Annotated in this window: 1 pseudogene; it reads left to right on the top strand. The window is 58.3% G+C overall.

The window, feature by feature from the left end:
- A pseudogene (locus B7444_RS16120) lies at positions 1 to 230 on the top strand (transposase); the annotation flags it as partial.

Genomic DNA, 230 nt, shown 5'->3' with positions numbered 1-230 from the left:
CTGATTTGGCTGACGGACGAACAGATGGAGCGTCTGCGGCCGTTCTTTCCCAAGAGCCACGGCAAACCTCGCGTCGATGACCGCCGTGTGCTGAGCGGCATCATTTTTGTGAACCGCAATGGGATGCGCTGGCGTGATGCGCCCCGGGAATAAGGTCCACACAAGATGCTCTACAACCGCTGGAAGCGTTGGGGCGACATGGGCATTTTCATGCGGATGATGGATGGCCT

Source organism: Gluconobacter thailandicus F149-1 = NBRC 100600, assembly GCF_000964465.1.
Taxonomy (GTDB): Bacteria; Pseudomonadota; Alphaproteobacteria; order Acetobacterales; family Acetobacteraceae; genus Gluconobacter; species Gluconobacter thailandicus.
Note: the sequence above shows the minus strand (reverse complement) of the source record. Positions and strands in the feature narration are given on the sequence as shown.